At 33.4% G+C, this 18603-nt stretch carries 19 protein-coding genes and 3 tRNA genes; 6 read left to right on the top strand and 16 right to left on the bottom strand.

The features are described 5' to 3' along the window. The 10 genes from A9G17_RS06855 to A9G17_RS06810 all read right to left on the bottom strand — a co-directional run bounded on the left by A9G17_RS06855 (position 1) and on the right by A9G17_RS06810 (position 7520). A complete protein-coding gene (locus tag A9G17_RS06855) occupies positions 1–999 on the bottom strand; it encodes an SIS domain-containing protein (RefSeq protein ID WP_065738079.1) in 999 nt (332 codons plus the stop codon). A 2-nt stretch (positions 1000–1001) separates the two neighbouring features. Beyond that, a complete protein-coding gene (locus tag A9G17_RS06850; RefSeq protein ID WP_065738078.1) occupies positions 1002–2081 on the bottom strand; it encodes an SIS domain-containing protein in 1080 nt (359 codons plus the stop codon). Positions 2082–2093: 12 nt separating this feature from the next. Then, a complete protein-coding gene (locus A9G17_RS06845) occupies positions 2094–2915 on the bottom strand; it encodes a PTS system mannose/fructose/sorbose family transporter subunit IID (protein WP_065738077.1) in 822 nt (273 codons plus the stop codon). After that, a complete protein-coding gene (locus A9G17_RS06840; RefSeq protein ID WP_065738076.1) occupies positions 2896–3729 on the bottom strand; it encodes a PTS mannose/fructose/sorbose/N-acetylgalactosamine transporter subunit IIC in 834 nt (277 codons plus the stop codon). Before A9G17_RS06840 ends, A9G17_RS06845 begins: the two co-directional genes overlap by 20 nt. A gap of 17 nt (positions 3730–3746) precedes the next feature. After that, positions 3747–4214, bottom strand: a complete 468-nt coding sequence (locus tag A9G17_RS06835; protein WP_065738075.1) for a PTS sugar transporter subunit IIB — start codon at positions 4212–4214, stop codon at positions 3747–3749. A gap of 11 nt (positions 4215–4225) precedes the next feature. Then, the gene (locus A9G17_RS06830; protein WP_065738074.1) at positions 4226–4909 is read right to left on the bottom strand and encodes a GntR family transcriptional regulator; all 684 of its coding nucleotides are present in this window, start codon (positions 4907–4909) and stop codon (positions 4226–4228) included. Beyond that, positions 4906–5628 (bottom strand): GntR family transcriptional regulator, encoded by a 723-nt coding sequence (locus A9G17_RS12865; protein ID WP_081301706.1) that lies wholly within the window; start codon positions 5626–5628, stop codon positions 4906–4908. Before A9G17_RS12865 ends, A9G17_RS06830 begins: the two co-directional genes overlap by 4 nt. 298 nt (positions 5629–5926) lie before the next feature. Next, a tRNA-Pro gene (locus A9G17_RS06820) sits at positions 5927–6003 on the bottom strand. Between the two features lie 21 nt (positions 6004–6024). Further along, a tRNA-His gene (locus A9G17_RS06815) sits at positions 6025–6100 on the bottom strand. Positions 6101–6224: 124 nt separating this feature from the next. Continuing rightward, on the bottom strand, positions 6225–7520 hold the full coding sequence (locus A9G17_RS06810; protein ID WP_065738073.1) for an L-cysteine desulfidase family protein: 1296 nt from the start codon (positions 7518–7520) through the stop codon (positions 6225–6227). Between the two features lie 361 nt (positions 7521–7881). Between A9G17_RS06810 and A9G17_RS06805 the strand changes: the two genes are divergently transcribed. Together A9G17_RS06805 and A9G17_RS06800 are read left to right on the top strand one after the other, a co-directional pair. Then, on the top strand, positions 7882–8562 hold the full coding sequence (locus A9G17_RS06805; RefSeq protein ID WP_065739111.1) for a response regulator transcription factor: 681 nt from the start codon (positions 7882–7884) through the stop codon (positions 8560–8562). Between the two features lie 16 nt (positions 8563–8578). Further along, positions 8579–9910: an ATP-binding protein gene (locus A9G17_RS06800; protein ID WP_065738072.1), complete on the top strand. Its 1332-nt coding sequence runs from the start codon at positions 8579–8581 to the stop codon at positions 9908–9910. On the opposite strand, the gene A9G17_RS06795 is transcribed toward A9G17_RS06800, so the two are convergent. After that, a complete protein-coding gene (locus A9G17_RS06795) occupies positions 9891–10643 on the bottom strand; it encodes a M15 family metallopeptidase (RefSeq protein WP_065738071.1) in 753 nt (250 codons plus the stop codon). The two genes, A9G17_RS06800 and A9G17_RS06795, sit on opposite strands and share 20 nt — an antisense overlap. A 100-nt stretch (positions 10644–10743) precedes the next feature. Here A9G17_RS06795 and A9G17_RS06790 point away from each other — a divergent pair, with 100 nt between their 5' ends. Genes A9G17_RS06790 through A9G17_RS06780 form a run of 3 tightly spaced genes read left to right on the top strand, consistent with a single transcriptional unit; the run spans position 10744 to position 13187 of the window. After that, positions 10744–11925 (top strand): dual-specificity RNA methyltransferase RlmN, encoded by a 1182-nt coding sequence (locus A9G17_RS06790; RefSeq protein ID WP_065738070.1) that lies wholly within the window; start codon positions 10744–10746, stop codon positions 11923–11925. Between the two features lie 26 nt (positions 11926–11951). Continuing rightward, complete coding sequence (locus A9G17_RS06785; RefSeq protein WP_065738069.1) at positions 11952–12566, top strand: tetratricopeptide repeat protein; 615 nt, start codon at positions 11952–11954, stop codon at positions 12564–12566. A gap of 45 nt (positions 12567–12611) precedes the next feature. Beyond that, complete coding sequence (locus tag A9G17_RS06780) at positions 12612–13187, top strand: manganese efflux pump MntP (RefSeq protein WP_065738068.1); 576 nt, start codon at positions 12612–12614, stop codon at positions 13185–13187. A gap of 87 nt (positions 13188–13274) precedes the next feature. Here the strand turns inward: A9G17_RS06780 and groL are convergent, their stop codons facing one another. The 3 genes from groL to A9G17_RS06765 all read right to left on the bottom strand — a co-directional run bounded on the left by groL (position 13275) and on the right by A9G17_RS06765 (position 15845). After that, complete coding sequence (gene groL, locus A9G17_RS06775; RefSeq protein ID WP_039129166.1) at positions 13275–14921, bottom strand: chaperonin GroEL; 1647 nt, start codon at positions 14919–14921, stop codon at positions 13275–13277. Positions 14922–14968: 47 nt separating this feature from the next. Next, positions 14969–15262, bottom strand: coding sequence for a co-chaperone GroES (locus A9G17_RS06770; RefSeq protein ID WP_034884480.1), 294 nt, complete (start codon positions 15260–15262; stop codon positions 14969–14971). Between the two features lie 145 nt (positions 15263–15407). Then, positions 15408–15845, bottom strand: a complete 438-nt coding sequence (locus A9G17_RS06765; protein ID WP_065738067.1) for an FxsA family protein — start codon at positions 15843–15845, stop codon at positions 15408–15410. A gap of 159 nt (positions 15846–16004) precedes the next feature. Between A9G17_RS06765 and A9G17_RS06760 the strand changes: the two genes are divergently transcribed. Further along, positions 16005–16080: transfer RNA gene (locus A9G17_RS06760), tRNA-Phe, on the top strand. 258 nt (positions 16081–16338) lie between these two features. On the opposite strand, the gene A9G17_RS06755 is transcribed toward A9G17_RS06760, so the two are convergent. Next, positions 16339–16521, bottom strand: a complete 183-nt coding sequence (locus A9G17_RS06755) for a hypothetical protein (RefSeq protein ID WP_065738066.1) — start codon at positions 16519–16521, stop codon at positions 16339–16341. 56 nt (positions 16522–16577) lie between these two features. Further along, the gene (locus A9G17_RS06750) at positions 16578–18506 is read right to left on the bottom strand and encodes a BglG family transcription antiterminator (RefSeq protein WP_065738065.1); all 1929 of its coding nucleotides are present in this window, start codon (positions 18504–18506) and stop codon (positions 16578–16580) included. Positions 18507–18603 lie beyond the last annotated feature (97 nt).

Below are 18603 nucleotides of genomic sequence, written 5' to 3'. Positions count from 1 at the left end.
TTAGTAATCTAAACAACGATAATAACGACGGATTGACATTGGATGACGATTTAAATGTTCAACATAAGCATCAATACGGTTATTAATAGCACGGAAAACAAATGGTGAAAGGTTTCCACGATATTTTTCTGATATGCCTGGTAATTCATAATCTTTGGTATCGATAATGGTGTAATTACCACAGATCTGAGGTAAGAATTTAGCCACTCTTTCACTTAATGGGCGCTGAGTATCTTCACCAACATAAACAGTGACTGCAGTGTCACGGTCGATAACTTCTAACGTACCATGGAAAAACTCTGCTGATTCAATTGATTTTGATCGTAACCAATGTTGTTCTTCCCAATAACACATAGCATGAGAATACGTTGCACCCCATTGATTACCCGCACCAACAAAATAGTGCATTGAGTCGTTATGGTGTTTTTCAGCAACTTCTTGACCAAATTTATCGGCTTTTTTCGCAACAGCAACGATATTTTTGGCAAAATGTTGATCCATTTCTTGATAAAACTCATCATAATCAGGGAATTCACCTGCTAAAAACATTAAACGATCCGCTGTCATAAAGAATTTTAATTGTTCATTCATTGGGTAAACAACCACATGATCTGACATATTTCCTAATGGAGTATCTGCTTTATCCATGAAAGCGAATACAGTTGAACCAACTTCTTTTTTAATTTTATCAATAGCAGCAACAACTTCTTGTGTTGTACCTGTTACAGAAGAAATAATAATCAATGTGTCTTTAGTGATACGTTTGTTGCCTGTGACTAAATATTCAGCAGCATGTTGAACGAAAGTTTCAATGGCTGTTTTTTCTTTCATATGGACAACCGCTTGCATTGATGATGCATAAGTACCACCAATACCTAACCAACAAACATTGCTATAACCACGCTCGTGGATTTTATCGATAAATTCATTAATTTGTGGTCTTAATGCTAAAGCACCATTCATGCTGTCTAATTCTTTCTTTTCATCATATTTTCTCATTTTTAGATCCTCTTAATTTTCGAGCTAGTTATTTCATCAAATTCTGGATAGGTTGATTTTTCAAGGTTATGACCTTTTAATCTTGAAACTTGGTAACTTAATAGATGAATAGGGACAGTCATAAACAATGATGCATATAATTCATCTATATCGACATTAAGGCACAAGTCCTCTTCTTTAAGATTGTTACTGCTGTTGGCGTAAATGGTTGAGACATTTTTAACATATTTGTCTAAAAAAACTTTCAGTAAGTTCGCTCGTTGAGCTAACTGACCGTGGGGTTCAAGAAACACGATATGATCATCCTCATGTAATCCTAAATATGGGCCATGCATGTATTCTTCGAGTTCCTTACCAAAAGCGGTATTACGTACGGTTTCGGTAAATTTTGTTTCGCCTTCTCTAGCAACTCCATAGGTTGCACCATAACCAATAAATATTACTCTTTTAGCGTGATAAAACTGATGTTGGTATTGATTAACCCACATTTGGGATTGTTCAATGACTTTAGGAAGTAAATGAGTTACTTTCTGAAGTTGATCCAGATAACTATTAAATTGTTGATCATTTAAACTACCCTTTTTTTGAGCAATCACTAAGGAAATCAATATTAAATCAAGAATGGTTACGCTATAACCCGCACTTACATAAGGCATTTCCTCAACTGGAATTCCCATAGATAACACATGATTACTAATTTTATACAATGGGCTATTGGGATTGCTTGTGAGCGTATAGATGGTTTGGTTATTTTTTATAAATTCTTCAACTAAATGAATAGTTGAATAACTTTCACCACCTTGTGAAATAGCAAAATACAAAGTATTAGGATCACTGTAGTGTAAATAATTAGCAGCGATTGATGGATCCTCAATATAAACAGGTACCTTTAAGATCTTACTCATTAAAGATCTTGCACCATAAGCTGCATTAGAACTTGAACCTGTTGCAAATATGACAATTGAGTTAAGTTGTTTAATTTTACCTAAGTCAATATGTTGGGTGAACAGTGTTTGATAATTATCCAAGATGTTCTGATAATATTCAGGCTCTAATGCAACATAATCAGCGATACTTTTCATTTTTTCCCCTTATTATCCTAATAATCCACTCCAAGCGCCAAAAATACCGATACAAGCTATAAGTAATAAAATCCAAGGTGCTTTAAGGCCTTTTTTATCTAATAAAAAGATAAATAAGGTAAATAACAAAGGTAATATTTGTGGCACAATACCATTAAAAATATCCTGTAATGATGTGGCATCGTCGCCAGATCCTATTGTTAATGGCATATTGAGTGTCACCATCGTCGCTACCATAGCGCCAACAACCGATAACCCCAAGATAGAGGCCCCATAAGATAATTTATCCATCAAGCCAGTCTTTTGAACTTTTTCAATAAAAGATGCACCAATGTTATAACCAACGAATAGACCATAATAACGAGCTAAAATAGCAGGGACATTGAAAATTAATAGAAATAAAAGTGGTCCTAAAATATTGCCTTGCATTGCTAATGAAGTACCAATACCTGTGGCAATAACTCGTAAGGTTCCCCAGAAGAATGAATCACCCAAACCACTTAATGGCCCCATTAATGCAACTTTGACATCATTAATTGAACTTTCATCAAACTCATCATTCAGGGCATTTTGCTCTTCCATAGCAATGGAAATACCTAACGGGAAAGTAACTAGCCAAGGCGTAACGTTATAAAACTCTAAATGTCTTTGATAAGCACTAGTTAATTGTTCTGGTTTTTGACTATAAATTTTTTCTAAAGCGGGACGGATCGCAAAAGAATAACCTAAATTCATTTGTCGTTCATAATTCCATGACCACTCCGCAGTAAAAGAACGCCAAAAGGTTCTCATTAAATCATTTTTAGTTAAAAGTTTAGAATTCTTCATTTTCATAGTCGATCTCCTGTCCTACTAAAGCATTGCCTGAATAATTATTAACTTCTTGATTGTCTGAGGTTGTTAATTTTTTGCCGGTAAATGAAGAGTAACCAGTAAGAATTAACGCCATACATGCGCCAAAAATAGCAACACCAGTGACAGGTACTTTCATATATACTGCTACAGCAAAACCAAGAATAAAGAATGTTGCATTGGTTTTTTTGATCATAATTTTCATTAACATAGCAAAACCAAATGCAGGTAATAAGCCCGTTGCGATTCCTAAACCATTAATGACAAAATCCGGAATAACGTCAAGCAAGCCTTTAATTGCTTCACTACCAAATAGATAAGAAAGTCCGACCACTAATCCAATTGGGAGGTTGATGGAAAAAAAACCACCGAAGATATTCATCCGATCAACTCCTTTACCGTTTCCTTCGCTCGCATACCTATCTGCTTTATGAACAAAGTAAGGTAAAATAAATAAGAAACATAAGTTTTTAACAATTAGTACCAGAGAAGCAATAGGAATTCCTAAAGTTAGAGCAACAGCCGTACTTTTACCGGCTCCAATTGCAAAAGCCGTTCCGAGTACACTCCCTGATATAATTTCTGGCGGGATAGATGCTCCAATGGAAAATGAACCAACAAAGGCTAATTCTAAGGTCGCACCAATAATAATACCTTGGGTAATATCTCCCATTACTAGTCCTGCTAAAGTACAGGTAACGAGAGGTCTTGATAACATTGATGAACCTAAAAAGTATTCACCATTAGCTAACATAGCAATCAAGGCCAAAATAATTGCTGTAATAACAATACTCATTTTGTGTTCCTTTTTGTCTATTTTTCAAATTTTTGCTTAGATTCATTTGGTATTTGTTGTATGTAAACTTCAACACCATCTTGTTGTAATCCAGCTAATAGATCTGCTTCTAATTCTGTTAAATTGATCGTTTTAGAGTAATTCTTAGTTCCATCACGAGGTTTAGTTCCTCCTAAGTTAAGACTAGTTATTTTTCCTTGCGTACCGCGGATCAATTTTTCTGCATCTGCAACCGATTCAACGACGATTAGCATTTGATATTTATCCGTTACGCCCGAGTTAATTGCTTCAATACTGTCATCAACAGACTTCATTACCAATTTTGCGTTTTCTGGTTTAGCTAACCGAATTGCTGATTTACGAAGTTCATCACCCGCTACAGCATCATTGGCAACTAAAATAGTATTAGCGCCAACATTTTCAAACCATGAAACAACGACCTGACCGTGAACTAAACGGTGATCAACACGTAATAATTTAATCATTTGGTTACCTCCTAGGTGAAATCGACCACATATTTAGTATTACTAGCAAACTTATATTCAATGGCTATCGGTTCTCTATTAATATCAAAATAGTGATTAGAAATTTTAAATAATGGATCGTTAATTTTGCATCGTAGCTGTTTTGCTAATTCAGCATTTGCCACAATTAGCTGTAAATCTTGCTCTAATTTATCGACCTTTTTTTTGCCTGAGTTAGTGATTTCGAGCGCTGATAAAACTTTGATTATAGATATTTGGAAATCGGGGAAATTATTAAGAGGTAAGAGAAAAATTTCTTTAACTACGCTGTTTTTTGCAACTTCTAAAAAACTGATGTAATAGATTAGCTCGGAGGATTTTATCTTTAATAACTGGCTATAGTAACTTCCGGCTTGCCTTAAATAGGACTCTTTAATAATTTTTTTATGATTCTGGTAAATATGTGGTTTGATAATCCCTGTCATTTCTAAAATATTTTGGGTAGATAAGGTTGGTGCAACAAATAAACCAACTCCTTTTTTTCTAACTACCATATTTTTATCAACCAGCAAATCAATTGCTTTTCGAACGGTTGTTCTACTGACATCATAATCCTTTTGTAACTGTCCTTCAGGGGGTAATTCAGCGCCAACTCTATAATGTCCAGTATTTATCTCATCCATTAAATGAGCGGCTATTTTTTCAAATAACTTCATTGATGTGTTACCTCATAATTGAAGATATTTTTAGCCGATAAATGATATCGAAATCGATTGCCAACTAAATACTGATCGGTGTGTTCAAGTGGTTGAAAATTATTATCAAAACTATAACTTGATACTTTATAAATTGGTGTGCCTCGAGTAACTTGTAAATATTTGGCTTTATCATCAGTTGCTGCTTCATAAGTAATCTCTTCTCTACCGTGGCTTGGTGTAAGATGGTAGTGTTCTTTTAAAAATTCATAAAGAGAAATACCGTTTAAATCTATCTTATCTAAATCGTTAAATTTTGGTGATGATAAATAAGTAATTTCATAAGAGAGGGGATCTTGGTCTAAAAAGCGTTGTCGAATAATTCTAATTAACGGGTCATTTGAACCAAAGAATGCTCTCAACTCAGCAGGCATTTTAATTATTTGGTTGGAAAGCACTTTTATTTTGATTGGAATATCATCTTCTTTTTGGAATTCTTCACTAAATGAAGACATCTTTAGCATATTAATTTCAAAAACTTTATGGCATGGTAAGTTTTTATCATTTTGAAAAACATATCCTTCCATCGCTAAATCATTCAAAGCGTTGCGTACCGTGGTTCGACTGACACCAAAGTATTCGGCAAGTCCTCTTTCTGTCGATTTATCTTTAATTATGTTGAGATTAGCTCTAATTTTTTCTTCAACATCTGTTTTTACAGCGATATCACGATATTCCAAAGGTCACACTCCATTTGTGGGCTTTTTTATCCATTAGATATATCTTAATCCATATAAGATGTTTTAAAAAATAATAAAAAAAATACATGTTGTCAATTTTGAGAACCAAAATTGGTATAGAGATCACAATTTTTATCGTAATCTCATAAAATTATTCAGATAAAATTAATAATGGTGATTAATCTATTTAATTCAGATGATTAGTTTTAATTAATGAAAGTGATTAAATATAAGAAATAAGAAGCAATGGACAGATAATAAAAAAGCCTACTCAATGAGTAAGCTTTTTTATTTAAATTGGTCGGCGAGAGAGGATTCGAACCTCCGACCCACTGGTCCCAAACCAGTTGCGCTACCAAGCTGCGCTACTCGCCGTTAGATTTCTGCTCTATGAAATGGGGTGGCTAATGGGATTCGAACCCACGACAACTGGAATCACAATCCAGGGCTCTACCAACTGAGCTATAGCCACCATAGAAGCAGGACGAAATATTACGCATAAAAAATAACATTGTCCAGTATATTTTTTCAAAAATGTGCTGATTGCTTATATTAAGAGCGTTAAAAGCTTAATATTTTACCACAAGCTGATGTTTTTAAGCTTTATGTGACATAATATCAATAATTTGCGTGTCGGTTACTTTCATACTATTGCTAACAATGGCTCCAAGATTATTAATTGAAGCTTCAACGCTATCACCAACTATACCTTCTTTACCTGTCACTCGAATACGATTTAATGCCATTAAAACAGCTTTAAAGCTTGAAGAGACTGAAGTTGATACTTTCATAGCGCAGCTATTTGAAGCTCCATCACAAATAATGCCCGATAAATCACCAATCATACTACAAATAGCCATTTCAACAGGTTCATATTGACCTTTACCAAGTAACCATGCCATACCCGCCGCCGATCCCATTGCGGCTGTGGATGCAGCACAAAGTGCCGATAATGGCGGAAATTTACTATGTATGTAAATTGCAATAGTATGAGATAAAATGAGTGCTCTAGCTAGTTGCTCTGCGGTTGATTTTAAGTAATCGGCAACCACGACTACAGGCATCGTTGCGGTAATACCCTGATTACCCGAGCCAGAATTACTCATCGCTGGTAAAGTTGCACCGCCCATTCTGGCATCTGATGCCGCTGTTGTGCGGATAATCACTTTAGATAATAGGTCATCAGCTAACAAACCAGTATTTATTTGTTCATGTAGTGTAGCAGCAATACTTAAGCCATATTCTCGTCTTAATCCTTCTTGAGATAAAGCATCGTTTAATTCAGCAGAATGTAAAATAAATTTGATATCATCAAAATTAGATTGTGTTGCAAACTCATATATCTGCTTAACTGATATATGAGTTATGACTGATTCTTTTTTAGATTCCTTTTGTGTTTTATTATCTGCTTTGAAAATTACTTCACCATTTTTTTCTATTAATATTATGTTGGTATGTGAGTTTTCAATACATACTCTAACATGATCGCCATTAGCATAAATATTAGCTTCAGAATAAATTGCCGTATTATTATTAGCAATTTTTACATTTACTTTTTGCTCTTTAAGTAGCGCTTTAGCTTGGTTAATTTGTTTAGGCGTAATTTTATTAAGTACTTCAAGACCTGCTTCAGCATCACCGCCTATTGCGCCAATCGCTGCTGCAATTGGTAATCCCACCATACCTGTGCCAGGAACAGTAACTGCCATACCATTTTTCATTAAATTTGGTGAGACATAAGCATCAATGTGACTGATACTATTTTTATCAATATATTTAGTCGCAACAGCTGACGCCAAAGCAAGAGATATAGGCTCTGTACAGCCTAATGCAGGTAAAACCTCATGTTTCACCAATTGAATTAATTCTTGCCACACTACTTGTTGTTCCATTTTTTATCTCCATATTATTGCCTATAATAAATAGTGCTAGATGGTGAAACATTTAATAAAAGATAACTATAATATTTAGTTTAAATTTTAATGTTAAGATTGCAAAGTAAATAATTAAATATGTTGCACTAGAATAAATAAAGGTTATTATTTAAAATATCTTTATAAAAAAATTAATGTTAATCTTTTTAAAAAAATATGTTGCAATTTAGTGTTAATCTAGACTTTTTATTTGGTTAAACAGTGAATTAAATAATCAGGAATTGTTCAAAATATGTAATATTTTAGTAAAATTACCTGACTTTTTTTTTATTATTGTAATAATGTAACTACATAAAATTAATAATAATGGCTATGTATGATAAATATTTTGTTAATTGATGATGATGTCGAATTATCACAAATGCTTAGTGAATATTTAACTAATGAAGGTTTTAATATTAAAAGTGTTTATTTGGGTAAAGATGCTATTGATGAAGCATTATCGGGAAAATATCGTGCTGCAATTCTAGATGTAATGTTACCAGATATTAATGGTATTGACGTTCTTAAAAGTATACGTCAACACTGTAATATGCCTGTTATTATGTTAACAGCTAAAGGTGACAATATCGATCGTGTGTTAGGTTTAGAATTAGGTGCTGATGATTATATCCCTAAACCATGTTATCCTCGTGAACTATTAGCCCGATTACGTGCTGTGTTACGCCGTTTTGATGAACGAACAGTTGAATTGGTAGATGATAAAAAATACCATTTTAATGGTTTGACATTAGATTTACCGCAACGGTTATGTACATGGAATGGACAGGCTATTGACTTAACATCGACTGAATTTAATTTATTAGTCTTATTGGTAAAAAATAGCGAACGTGTGGTTACTAAAGAAGAATTATCTGAAGTTGGACTTGGCCGCGCTCGCGAACTTTATGATCGTAGTGTTGATGTACATATTAGTAATATTCGTCAGAAATTATTTCAAGTTGCCCAAAACGACGTGACAATTGAAACCATTAGAGCTGTAGGTTACCGCATTCGTTAATAACAATAGGTTTGCTATGAATCGTCGATTATTTTGGAAAATACTTGTTGTATTTTGCGTGATGTTTTTTCTTACCTTTCAACTTACATGGATTGCTTTTTCTGTATATGTAGAAGGAAAAAATAAACAAATCCTCAATCATATGCCGACTAAAGTCGATATGATTGCGCAATTATTGCATGTGGCAGGTGAAGAAGATACGCTTAATTTTATTGCACATTTACCCGAACGTGAGCGAGTATTATTGTCAATAAGATTGGTTTCTCCTCAAAATGATCAAGTTAATATTCTAAACGATGAATTAGAATCTCCGAATTATATGTACCAACGTTCAGCCGTTGCCCCAGATGGAACACTGTATTCTGTTTCGTTTAAAAAAGAAGAAATAAATACTCAGTTCCAAAATATACTGTTTAATATGCCGATGCCTATTACACTAGCGGGAATTTTTGTTGGGCTTACGTTAAGTCTTACTTTAGCTTGGAATTTAACTAAACCAATGCGATTATTAAGGCAGGCCTTTTTTCAAGTATCACAAGGTAATCTTTCGGTTCGATTATTTGATAAGCTAGAATATCGGCATGATGAAATAAGTGAAGTGGGTAAAGATTTTGATATGATGGTTGAACAACTCAATATCTTGATCTCAGATCGTCAATCATTGCTGCATGACGTATCACACGAACTTAGAACACCATTGGCACGTTTACAGTTAGCTATTGGGCTTGCCCAGCAAAATAAACAAAATATCGACACTTGTTTAGCAAGAATTGAACTGGAATCTGAACGATTAGATCAGTTAATTGGCGAAATATTAAAATACTCTCGTACTGAAATGAACAATCGTAATGATGAAGAATATTTTGACTTGAAAGATTTATTAAGTGTGGTGATTAGTGATGCTAATTATGAAGCAAATCACCAACAGATTGATGTACATTTTCTCCCTTCAACAATTAATCATTCGATTGTCAAAGGCAATTCTGAACAGATACGTCGTGCAATTGAAAACATTATTCGTAATGCGATTCGTTTCTCTGAAGCAGGGCAGGCTATTGAGGTCTCATTAAAAGAAACGAACAAATACTTACAAATAGAAGTTAAAGATCGCGGACCGGGTGTTGAATGGAATAAATTATCCAGCATTTTTGAACCATTTGTCCGTATTCAGTCACCACAACTTGGCAAAGGTTATGGACTGGGATTAGCGATTGCTCGAAAGACCGTTGTTATGCACAACGGTACTATTAAGGCAGCAAACCGAGAAGGTGGTGGGCTTGTTGTTACTATATATTTACCTTATTGGCGTAAATATCAAACACTTACACCTAGTAACAATCACTATTAACGGATAATACATACTCTTTAACCAATTCTGTTAATTTAATTTTATCATGCCCTGTAAAGTTCAGGGTTTGTATAACTTTATTAGGATCACTGTCTAATATCGCTTTATACTCCGCAATATATTGACTGGCAATAGGTTTGTATGACCAGTGCCACTCTTCAGGAAAATATCCACCTTTACGGCCTTCGTTAAAAGCCTGACAAAAACCATACTTAGGCATATTTTCTTGTAACCATTTATAAAGAATAATGCCTTTTTTATCTCGCTTAAAAAATTCAGATGACAAGCTAGTAATATCAATGTCTGTTCCCCAATGATGTCTTGAAGTGCCAGGCATGGATGAAAATTTTAAAATTTCCGCAGCAATGTTTTGTGGATTATTGATTTTTTGCAACAATGCATCCCATTTGCGTTGCCAAATACCATTTTGATAAGTGTAATTACGAGTTGCACTGACTACAATAAAAGGAATATCTGGATGTATCTTTTTAAAATCATTATAAGCTTTGATCAGTTGTTCAGTTGGCTCTTTTTGTAGATACATTCCTTTTTTATTAACAGGTAACACTGTCGAATCTAATGCTATAAAGTTGCTGTCTTTTTTTTCGTCAAATTGACCTGTAAGTTTACTTAATGGAATTGAATGTGCCATAGTAATTGTCGAGTATAAAAATAAAGTTGATATCAATGCAAAATTGAGAATTACTTTTAATTTTACTGTTTTTATTATCATTTTGAGTTTCTATAATATTCTATTAGCCAGATAATGTGAAAACCAGTATAATCCTTTCCCTAAAAATTGAAATAGCCATAATGTGTAAAAACGAGGCCTTATGTTAAAACCAGCTACATCCAGCACGTCTGTAACTAATTCAGATGCTGCAAATACAATCAATGTTAATTCAACACCAGAAAAAATAAATCTACTTAATTTTACGCGTCAGCAATTGCGTGATTTTTTTATATCGCTTGGGGAAAAACCCTTTAGAGCCGATCAAGTTATGAAATGGATCTACCATTTTGGTATCGATGACTTCGATCAAATGACTGATATTAATAAAAAACTACGTGAACAGTTAAAAACCTTGGCTGAAATTAAAGCGCCTAAAATTGCTATTGAACAGCGTTCATCTGATGGCACCATTAAATGGGCGTTAGATGTGGGAAATAATCAGATGATTGAATCTGTGTATATTCCTGAGCGAGACCGTGCTACATTGTGTGTCTCATCACAGGTAGGTTGTGCGCTGGAATGTAAATTCTGTTCAACCGCTCAACAAGGTTTTAATCGCAATTTAACCGTTTCTGAAATTATAGGCCAAGTTTGGCGAGCATCAAATGCTATTGGAGTCACAGGTAAATTAGCTGACAGACCTATCACTAATGTTGTTATGATGGGGATGGGTGAACCTTTATTAAATTTATCTAACGTAGCGCCTGCAATGGAAATTATGTTAGATGATTTTGGCTATGGTTTATCAAAAAGACGAGTAACACTTTCAACCTCTGGTGTAGTACCCGCTTTAGATAAATTGGCAGGAATGATTGATGTTGCATTAGCTATTTCACTTCATGCTCCCAATGATGAGATCCGTAGTGAAATTATGCCAATCAACCAAAAATATAATATGGCAATGCTACGTGATTCAATTTTACGTTACCTTTCAACATCAAATGCCAATCACGGTAAAGTAACTATTGAATATGTTTTACTGAATCAAATTAATGATAGTGTTGAGCATGCTCATGAACTGGCGAAGTTCTTGAAAAATGTGCCAAGTAAAATCAATTTAATTCCATGGAATCCATTTCCTGGAGCACCTTATTCTCGTTGTTCAAATACAAGAATTGATAGATTTATGAAAACGTTAATGGGTTATGGTTTCACCGTAATTGTTCGTAAAACACGTGGAGATGATATTGACGCAGCTTGCGGGCAACTTGCTGGTGAAGTAGTTGATCGTACGAAACGAACCCTTTATAAAAAGCAAAATCTTGTTCAGAAAACAGCATAATCTTCTAATATAAAAAGGAAGGATAAATGAAAAAATCGCTAATAGTATTAAGCTGTTTTGCCATGCTAATGCTAGCAGGTTGTCAAACTAATAACAGAGAAGAGTTTGACCCAGAGACCGCGGCATTAGCAAGAATGCGATTAGGACTAGGCTATTTAGCTAAAGCAAACGAATCGGAAGAAAATGTTAAGGCTGCACATTATAATCTAAAATTAGCGTCTCAATATTCGCCTAACAATCCACAAGTGATGCTAGCAATGGCAATGTTTGATCAACATGTTGGCGAATATGATGAAGCTGAAATGATTTACAAACGTATTATATTAATGCAGCCAGGTAACGGTTTATATCGTGTTCATTACGGCTCTTTTCTGTGCGGTAGAGATCGTTATCAAGAAGCTCAAAAACAATTTGAACAAAGCTTAGAGCTAGACAGACATCGTTGGAAAGCCGATGCCTATGAGCAATATGGTTATTGCGCTATCCAAAATGGAGATAAAAAAATAGCAGATCTTATGTTCAAACAACTTTTTGAATATGATTCTAGTCGTCGAAGTAGTGTGATAAAAACAGCTGAAATTTATGAAAATAAAGGCGATCAAAATATCGCAAACTATCTATTTTTAGTATCAAAAAAATAAATCATAAAAATTAAAATAACTATTCTAGAAGCAAGAGTAAGTGTCATGAGTTTATTGACTATTATGTTATTAGCGCTGGCAATGTCGAGCGATGCCTTTGCTGTCGCTTTGTGTCGTGGTATATCACTAAAATCCACACCTTTTTTAGGTGCGTTAAAAATTGGTGTCTTATTTGGCATTATTGAGGCGATGACCCCACTACTTGGTTGGTTAATTGGTTATATTGCCTTGCAATATATCGAAAAATGGGATCATTGGGTAGTGTTTGCTATCATGTTTTTTTTAGGTATTAACATGATTTATAGCAGCCTAACATCATCAGATGAAGACGACCAAGAAGAACCGATATCATCAAATAAAAAATCCTTTTTCATGTTAATCTTTACCGCTATATCAACGAGCATTGATGCATTTGCCGTTGGGGTAGGTTTAGCCATGGCGAATGTTAATATCTATTTTACTGCGTCAATGATTGGGCTGGCAACTTGTGTGATGGTGACAACAGGTCTGTTATTAGGTAAGAAAATAGGGTGTGTTGTAGGCAAAAAAGCTGAGCTATTAGGAGGATTAGTGCTGATCGCAATCGGTGTAATCACACTTTATCAGCATTTAACAACCTAATTTCAATATTTTACAAAAACTGCTTTAGATATAAAAAAACCACTCACATATTGGAGTGGTTTTTTATTGGATGAATAATAGGGGAAATTACATCATTCCGCCCATTCCTCCCATGCCGCCCATACCACCAGCAGCACCTAAATCAGCTTTATCATCTTTAGGTAAATCAGTAACCATACATTCAGTTGTGATCATAAGACCTGCTACTGATGCAGCATATTGTAATGCGCTACGAGTTACTTTAGTTGGATCTAAAATACCCATGGCAATCATATCACCATACTCTTCAGTTGATGCATTGTAGCCATAGTTACCTTTACCACCTTTAACCGCATTAACAACAACAGAAGCTTCTTCACCACAGTTCGTAACGATTTGACGTAATGGTGCTTCCATCGCGCGAAGAGCTACTTTAATACCAACATTTTGATCTTCGTTTGCACCTTTAAGATCTAAAATTGCAGAAGCAGCTCTAACTAATGCAACACCACCACCCGCAACAACACCTTCTTCAACTGCTGCGCGAGTTGCATGTAATGCATCTTCTACACGTGCTTTTTTCTCTTTCATTTCAACTTCAGTTGCTGCACCAACTTTAATTACTGCAACACCGCCAGCTAATTTAGCAACACGTTCTTGAAGTTTTTCTTTATCGTAGTCAGAAGTTGATTCTTCAATTTGTTTACGAATTTGTTCAACACGTGCATTAATTAACGATTCTTCACCAACACCATCAATGATAGTTGTGTTATCTTTGTTGATTACAACGCGTTTTGCTTGACCTAAATCTTCAAGTGTTGCTTTTTCAAGCTCTAAACCGATTTCTTCTGAAATAACTGTACCTGAAGTTAAGATAGCAATATCTTGTAACATTGCTTTACGACGATCACCAAAACCAGGTGCTTTAACCGCGGCAACTTTAACAATACCACGCATAGTATTCACAACTAAAGTTGCTAATGCTTCGCCTTCAACATCTTCAGCGATAATTAATAGTGATTTACCTGCTTTAGCAACCGCTTCTAATACTGGTAATAATTCACGGATGTTAGAGATTTTTTTATCAGCTAATAAAATATATGGGCTGTCTAATTCAACAGTAGCTGTTTCTGGTTTATTGATGAAATATGGTGATAAATAACCACGGTCAAACTGCATACCTTCAACAACATCAAGCTCGTCTTGTAAACCAGTACCATCTTCAACAGTGATAACACCTTCTTTACCTACTCTTTCCATTGCTTGAGCAATTAAAGTACCAACCGTTTCATCAGAGTTTGCTGAAATAGTACCAACTTGCGCAATCGCTTTAGAATCAGCACATGGTGAAGATAATTTTTTAAGCTCTTCAACTGCAGCAACCACAGCTTTATCAATACCACGTTTTAAATCCATTGGATTCATGCCCGCAGCAACAGCTTTTAAACCTTCATTAACGATAGCTTGAGCAAGTACTGTTGCTGTTGTTGTACCGTCACCCGCTGCATCATTTGCTTTTGAAGCGACTTCTTTAACCATTTGTGCACCCATGTTTTCGAATTTATCTTCTAATTCGATTTCACGAGCAACTGAAACACCATCTTTAGTAATAGTTGGGGCACCAAATGATTTATCTAATACCACATTACGTCCTTTTGGACCTAAAGTTACTTTAACTGCATCAGCTAATACATTCACACCTTTGAGCATTTTAGCACGAGCGTCATTTCCAAATTTTACATCTTTAGCTGCCATCTTCGTATTTCTCCTAAATTCTGTATGTAAGTTAAATTATTTGCCAGTTATGCTTCAACAATGGCTAAAATATCGGTTTCTGATAGGATAAGCACTTCTTCGTTATCAATTTTTTCTGTTTTAACGCCATATCCTTCATTGAAAATTACGATATCACCAACTTTAACATCTAATGGCTGAACTTGACCATTTTCCAAAATGCGACCATTACCAACAGCTAAAACTTCACCACGTGTTGATTTACCAGCAGCTGACCCAGTTAAAACAATACCGCCAGCTGATTTTGATTCTACTTCTTTGCGTTTAATGATCACACGATCATGCAATGGACGAATTTTCATTAGTTATCTCCTAGCACTAATTTTTACTTAAATAATTATTAACAATAAATCATAAAAATATGACATGTATTATATAGTGCACAATACATGGGGGTTATTTTAAATTCTTCAAGAGAATAAAATAAAAAAAAATCCAATTGATTATTTATTCATCACTTTTGTGTTCAAATTCCCCTTCAATAACATCATTCATTTGTGTATTGCTGTTAGAATAAAATGAATAAAATTTAGAGGGTAATTTCCCAATAATAAAGCGAACAATATATTCTTGAACGCGTGGAATTAACATAATAGCGCCAAGAATGTCAGTTAAAAAACCTGGAATAAGTAATAAAAAGCCAGCAAATAATAAAGAGACGTTCTTAATAATTTCATCTTTGGGGCTTTGTTGATGAGCAATTTTTTGTTGCATAATACTTAGATTTCTTAAACCTTGTTTTTTAATTAATGAAAGTCCAATAATTGAAGTGGCAATAATCCCAATCAAAGCAAGAAAAACACCAATTGAATCAGCAACTGTTATAAAGAAACTCAGTTCAAAATAAGCATAAATAAAAAAAATAATAAAACCAAAAACTCGCATATAAAAATTCCTCTAAATATAGAGTGATATTATTCTAACTAAATTATTAATATAGTGATAATTAGTTAAATTTCAACCAATCAGTATGTATTTTTTAAAATATCTTATAAAAGGGATTGACGGATAACCGAGAATCGTGTTTAATACACCTCCATTGTTGCCCGGATAGCTCAGTCGGTAGAGCAGGGGATTGAAAATCCCCGTGTCCGTGGTTCGATTCCGCGTCCGGGCACCAATTCCAAAAAAGGCACCAGCTTAAAGCTGGTTTTTTTATGTCTAAAGTTTTTTCAAAACTACCTTTCAAAGGATTTTCTTTGTCCACCGACGTCAACTGAGATTACCCCATATCAAGTGCAAAATCGGATACAAACCCGGATACAAATATCCTATTGATTCATGATAAATTATTTTATAACAATAGGTTAAAGTTTATTATCTATACCGTATACGGGAATAGATAAAATAAAGTATCTCTTAATATAGAAAACTTCTTTTAAAAATCAGGGATCTTTTCAGCTTGTTTTGCAAGGCCATTAAAAATTGCATCACTGGTATGTAAAGCGTGATGGTTTGGTAATTGAGATTTGATCTGTGAAATAACACTAGGCATGAGCGATTTAAACTCAATAAACATTCCTCTGGCCAGATTTTCATCTAGTCCAACGTGTTTACCCATCGTAATAAAATGTTGATGGTTACAATAAAGTCCATTTACAATGAATTATAATTAACCTATAAAATACTTAGTAAATTTTTAAATTCATGGAATGTATAAGCTTTTAATAATTGTTTTGTCATGGCTTTATCATCAATTAAATTTAATATTAGATCATATAAATTATCTGTAATTTCATTATCAGTTTTCGATATTGCAAGTAAAAATATAAAATTACATTTTTTATCTTTCTCCCATTGTATCCCATTCGGAAATATAGCAACTGATACTCTTGATCTGTTTGCAATCATTGTCATAGAATGAGGTATAGCAATGACATCATTAATCAATGTTGTTTGTAAGCTCTCTCTTTCTAACACACTAGACACAAAATCCTCTGAGACAATATTTTGTTTTTCTAGATCAACTGTCATTTTTACTAATAAGTCTTTTTTAGATAATTTATCAGTGTCAAAGTAATAAAAATTTTCAGGATTAAAAAGTTGCATAACGTTATTATTAATTTGATCATCGGTTAGATAATATTTTAAATCATCAATTGCTTTATCTATATTTGACATATCAATGTAAACAGTGGGAGTATTTTCTTGAGTAAATGGAAGAGTGGTAATTGTTAGATCTATGTCACTTATATTTGATAATTGAAATTCAGCATAGGAGTATGTTTTTTTTATATTAAATTTATTTGGGAATTTTTTATTTATTTTTGATTCTATAATTTTACTCATTGCAAAGCCACCACCACAGACGATAATCACATTAAGCTGTTGAGTTTTTGCTTTATGTCTTTCAATAGCGCCAGCTATGTGTAGTGCTATATATCCAACTTCATCTTCAGAAAAAAAGATATTGTATTTTTTACCAATTACGCCTAGATGGGTTAAACTTAAACTATAGGCAAATGGGAAAGAATTTATTATTGTACTGAGTATTGGATTTTTTCTTTCTTTATCTATTGAACTAATTTTAATAAAATTCTCAATATGGTTAACTAAATCTTCAAATAAGATCTTATCTTTAGTCCAATTAAGATTAGATGTCTCATATATTGATGTTAATAATTCATCAACGATGATCGACGATTCAGATGGGTGATTTTTAGGGTTTTTGATTAATCTAGGTACATTAATGGATAAAGTTAGAATAAAATAGTTGATTTCATTAATGGGTAATGTGATTGAGAATGAGTTTTCTATTTCTTTAAGAAATAAATATATTGCATCTAATGCATGATCCATTAACTTTGGAACTTCAATGGATATTTCATTAATTGTTAATCCTTCTTTTACTCTAGCTATTGCCAATGCAATAGTCGATATTATATTTTTATGATAAAAATCAGAGTCTAATAATTGTAGAGAATATAAGTGTTTTGATTCTAATGTTTTTAATAAATCTAAATCAATATTTGTCAAAAACAACTTTTCTAAGTCCGTGAATCCAACCAAATAAGATTGTAAATCGTTAATCAAAAATAAATCTAATATAGCTTTTCGTTTATCGTATTCTGTGCCAATAACTTTAAATCCAGTATTTGTATTATTAATTAGTTTTAAATTATAGTTTGATAATGTTTTACGTATATTTTTCAAGTACATATATAATGTATTTTTACTTATACATAAATGTTCCATTAATTCATAAACAGAATAATATTTTAACTCATTCAATAATAAAGCGAATAAATAATTCTGACGTTCTTTTAAAGAGCCTAATAAACTATAGCCTTCAGTTTTATTAAAATTACCCCACCAGTCGATGATTTTTTTTTCATCTTCACAATCTAAGATATAACCTTTTTGTCTTATTAATTTTATTTTGGCATTTTTATTAATTAAATAATCATTTAGGTTAGAAATGTCTGTGCGAATAGTTCGTTCAGACACATTAATTGTGGACGCAATATCTTTAATTATTATGGGCTCTTTTTTAAGTAAAAAAAAATCAAATAAATCATCTAACCGTTGGTACGAAAATTTACTCATAGTAATAAGAGGCCTCATTTAAAAAATCACTATCAATATGATATTACTTCTAGAAAAAAAGATAGTACATTAATTTTCCAAAATAAAATGAAAATGT

Source organism: Gilliamella sp. wkB7 (genome assembly GCF_001693435.1).
Lineage (GTDB): Bacteria > Pseudomonadota > Gammaproteobacteria > Enterobacterales > Orbaceae > Gilliamella > Gilliamella apicola_N.
This window is presented reverse-complemented; position numbering and strand designations above follow the sequence as displayed.

Bases quoted from the DNA above. Each gene is read 5' to 3' on its own strand.
- A9G17_RS06780 (WP_065738068.1), top strand. From the start codon at position 12,612: ATGAGTTTATTGACTATTATGTTATTAGCGCTGGCAATGTCGAGCGAT.
- A9G17_RS06755 (WP_065738066.1), bottom strand. From the start codon at position 16,521: ATGGGTAAACACGTTGGACTAGATGAAAATCTGGCCAGAGGAATGTTT.
- A9G17_RS06855 (WP_065738079.1), bottom strand. From the start codon at position 999: ATGAGAAAATATGATGAAAAGAAAGAATTAGACAGCATGAATGGTGCT.
- A9G17_RS06845 (WP_065738077.1), bottom strand. From the start codon at position 2,915: ATGAAAATGAAGAATTCTAAACTTTTAACTAAAAATGATTTAATGAGA.
- groL (WP_039129166.1), bottom strand. From the start codon at position 14,921: ATGGCAGCTAAAGATGTAAAATTTGGAAATGACGCTCGTGCTAAAATG.
- A9G17_RS06795 (WP_065738071.1), bottom strand. From the start codon at position 10,643: ATGATAATAAAAACAGTAAAATTAAAAGTAATTCTCAATTTTGCATTG.
- A9G17_RS06750 (WP_065738065.1), bottom strand. From the start codon at position 18,506: ATGAGTAAATTTTCGTACCAACGGTTAGATGATTTATTTGATTTTTTT.
- A9G17_RS06765 (WP_065738067.1), bottom strand. From the start codon at position 15,845: ATGCGAGTTTTTGGTTTTATTATTTTTTTTATTTATGCTTATTTTGAA.
- A9G17_RS06790 (WP_065738070.1), top strand. From the start codon at position 10,744: ATGTTAAAACCAGCTACATCCAGCACGTCTGTAACTAATTCAGATGCT.
- A9G17_RS06830 (WP_065738074.1), bottom strand. From the start codon at position 4,909: ATGAAGTTATTTGAAAAAATAGCCGCTCATTTAATGGATGAGATAAAT.
- A9G17_RS06850 (WP_065738078.1), bottom strand. From the start codon at position 2,081: ATGAAAAGTATCGCTGATTATGTTGCATTAGAGCCTGAATATTATCAG.
- A9G17_RS06770 (WP_034884480.1), bottom strand. From the start codon at position 15,262: ATGAAAATTCGTCCATTGCATGATCGTGTGATCATTAAACGCAAAGAA.
- A9G17_RS06785 (WP_065738069.1), top strand. From the start codon at position 11,952: ATGAAAAAATCGCTAATAGTATTAAGCTGTTTTGCCATGCTAATGCTA.
- A9G17_RS06835 (WP_065738075.1), bottom strand. From the start codon at position 4,214: ATGATTAAATTATTACGTGTTGATCACCGTTTAGTTCACGGTCAGGTC.
- A9G17_RS06800 (WP_065738072.1), top strand. From the start codon at position 8,579: ATGAATCGTCGATTATTTTGGAAAATACTTGTTGTATTTTGCGTGATG.
- A9G17_RS06810 (WP_065738073.1), bottom strand. From the start codon at position 7,520: ATGGAACAACAAGTAGTGTGGCAAGAATTAATTCAATTGGTGAAACAT.
- A9G17_RS06840 (WP_065738076.1), bottom strand. From the start codon at position 3,729: ATGAGTATTGTTATTACAGCAATTATTTTGGCCTTGATTGCTATGTTA.